Below are 3,269 nucleotides of genomic sequence, written 5' to 3'. Positions count from 1 at the left end.
CTCCTTGTCGAAAATCGGGCTGATGCTGTCGTTGGCATGCTCTGTGTCGCGACTCAGGTCCGCCACATCCTGTTGCTGGTTTTCCTTATCGCGGATAGTGATGCTGCCTGCGGCAATGGCTGACTGTGTGGTACCCGATGCATCTCCATCGCTGCCAATGCCGATAATCGGTAACACACCACCGCTGCCTTTCCCTCCGGATCCTGAAACCCCGGCACTGATGCCGATGCTGCTGGCGCTGTATTCTGCTTTGTTATCAATGCTATTCCAGCCCAACGTACCCGTATCAAGCTGGTTGTTAATACTCTCCGCCGTGCTGGCAATCACCCCGCCGTTAAGCTGCGTGTGGTGGCCCACCGTGATATCAAAGCCGCGGTCTCCGGCAAACAACCCGCTCTGCTCGCCCACGCTGGCGTATTCGCTGTCGATTTTGCTCTTGTTGATGCTTATCGACGCCGACCCCGTCATTGAGCCAAAGGTAAAGCTGGCCCCGCCGCTCACATCCGTTTGCTTACTGTGATAATCGTCGGTGTTTTGCAGCCTGCTGATGGTTAAATCCCGGCCCACATCGGCGGTGATTTTATCCCCCAGCGCCTGAGCACCTGAGATGACCGTGTCGCGCCCGCTGCTCATGCTAAGTTCATTGCTGGCATTAATGCGCGTGTTGACGTACTCGCTAGTGTTACCGTCCGATGTGCCTTTCGACTAATAACCACTCGCCGACACACCAATCCCTGTGTCCTGGCCCAGCGAGACATGCACCCCGGCGTTCCAGCCGCTGCTGTTGTTTTTGTTGGTCTGCTCGCGGTTGTTTGATGCCACTTCCAGCAGCAGGTCGTTCTGCGCAACCAGCGTCACGTTTTTCCCCGTCACACCACTGCCGCTGATGTGTAAATCGCCACTGGTGCCGTTGCCACCCGTGGCCACCATCGTGACATTACCGCCTGCGGTGAGTGTGCTGCCACGCACCTCGTTCTGCGTTAACTCAGATTCGGATTTACTGGAGCCTGAACCAACACTGACCTCCACCTTTACCGCGTTCAGATTTTCCTGGGCAGTGCCGCCCGTCATCGCTGACACCCCCGCCCCTGCAGCCCAGGCATTATCCGCAGCCTTCAGGGCATACAGCGCTTTCAGCCTGTCATCACTGACCTCATCACTGCGCTGGTACGCACTGTTCGCCGCCAGTGCCGTATCCGTCACCGCAGAAGAAACAGATACCGTCACGCCACTCTGTTTCTGCTCGTAACTCTCTTTGCGGTGAAGCTGGTCATTACCGGGGTCAATAACAATTTCCCCCGCCGCCACGTTAAGGTTTTTAGCAGCAATAATATCTGCACCGCTGATATAGGCTTTCCCGTCTGCAAAGATATTCACATTGCCGCCGGTCGATCCAATGGTGCTGACACTCTGACTTTGCGTGATGCCGTCTTCGTCCACCTGATGGCGCGACGATTTACTGCCAATCGTGAAACCAATGCCTCCCGTGCTCATCAGACCACTGGTTTTTTTCTCTTTCAGCCGATAACTGAACTGCTCTTCCGTGGCCGCCACAATGTTGACGTCGTGTCCGGCCTGCAACGTTACCGCGCCGCCACCAATCACACTGGAGCCTTTGATGTGGATATCGTTACCGTCATTCTTAACAACAACTCGTTCCGACACGGTTATGGTGAGAATAACGACATTTTCATAATACAGTCAGCAGGTTACATGCTGCTTTTACCAGTGTACTTATGCAATTGAGTTATTTTTCCCCGACGTGCGTTTTCGCTCTCCATTACCTATTTTCTCAGAGAATGTTAAAGAGCAACCAAAGCACATCCTGTTTAAAAATTTTACTACAGCGAGAACACCTGATTCTTACGATCAAACGCAATCGCTACGACTATCTTAATAGAAGCGAAGCCGTAACTGCTATAAAGCAAAAATCCCAGACTCCAAGGTCTGGGATTTTCGTCTTGTTACCACCATTTAGGATAATCGTTAAATACTTCATACAATGAGTGTTTTGATTGATCAGTTAGCTTTTCCTTGCCATTCGCTGATGTGATATTCCCTTCCATATCTTCTCTAGCACATGACCACTCAAGCCAATTTTGCATAGGGTTTACACGCAATTCAAAAAAATCATTCATATCTTTGAGTACTGCTGTATCACCTTTACGCATATTATCGATAAAGTCATCAAAACATTGGCATTCAATCCATAGCTGAGAATTGATTTCCGAACTATAGCTAAATTTTTTCACTCGGATCGTAATACTAAATTTTAGTGATGGAACATGTTCATCAAGTTCTATCACATCCATTGTAATATTTATTGGACTGCTAATTTCTATATCCATTTAATGTGACCCCAAGTAACGAGCATGGATAATAGTTGGTAACTCGCCTCTACTACGTGGAGGCTTAATTTCCAACTGCCAGCCATCTACGGTAATTCTTTCACCATATGGCATATTATTTTTCGTTGCAGTATTTACAGCAGCCTGGAAACTTCTCAATTCCTCCTGACTAGCAAGCCTTACAGCTTCAGGTGTTTGCGTAACAGCTTTTGATGCCGCATATTCTGCCATATGTTCTGTAGCATTCCCATGAACCCATACTTTTTGCCCATTTGGTAATGTCATTTCAAAAGATTTTGGAATGACCGAACCGGGATACACTGGCTGAGTGCCTTTAATTGAATCAAAGACGGTTCCAGTTGGTAATTGACTATTTTTAGCCGCATTAGCCGCCACAGCTTCAGCTTTCGCCGCCGTTGCCTCTGCCGCTGTCTTGCCGATACCCACCGCACCGCCAGCTCCAACACCGCCCGGCACGATGGCTTCCGACATCTGGATACCGACATTATTCAGGCACAGCACAATACTTCCCGCACAACCCTGTATCGCGGCCTGCGCGGCGGCTGCCATTTCCGGGGTCGCTGCCGCCAGCATGCCACCACCCAGCCCGGCCGGCAGTGCCACCATCAGCGCATCCTGCATCGCCAGCCCTTTGCGGCAACTGTCAGAGCCAGGGTCGGTTGAACAGGACATCACATTTTTCGCATGCTCCTGTGCCGCTTTTGCCTGTCCGTCCTCGGTTCCGCCACCCAGCAAGTTGTTATTAATCGCATTCTTCCCGGCCTGTGCTCCGGCGGTGGTACTGCTGCTGTCGCCGCCTGTCAGATTCCCTGCCAGGCCCGACGCGATGGTCGCCAGATTGCTGATCAGCTGCTTATCGCTTTCGCTCAGGTCCCGGTTATCTGTATCCGGGAACAGCTG

2 protein-coding genes and 1 pseudogene are annotated in these 3,269 nt (G+C 51.1%); all 3 read right to left on the bottom strand.

Annotated elements, in window-relative coordinates:
* Positions 1–1,665 (bottom strand): annotated as a pseudogene (locus FH968_RS23440) (hemagglutinin repeat-containing protein); the annotation flags it as partial.
* Positions 1,666–1,964: 299 nt separating this feature from the next.
* A complete protein-coding gene (locus FH968_RS23435; protein ID WP_139883878.1) occupies positions 1,965–2,348 on the bottom strand; it encodes a hypothetical protein in 384 nt (127 codons plus the stop codon).
* Positions 2,349–3,269: VENN motif pre-toxin domain-containing protein (locus FH968_RS24035; protein WP_370451558.1), on the bottom strand; the 921-nt coding region annotated here is incomplete at its 5' end.

It is taken from the genome of Buttiauxella sp. B2, assembly GCF_006376615.1.
In the GTDB taxonomy this organism is placed as follows: Bacteria; Pseudomonadota; Gammaproteobacteria; order Enterobacterales; family Enterobacteriaceae; genus Buttiauxella.
The sequence above is the reverse complement of the archived record's forward strand: the minus strand, read 5'-3'. Positions and strand labels throughout refer to the sequence as shown.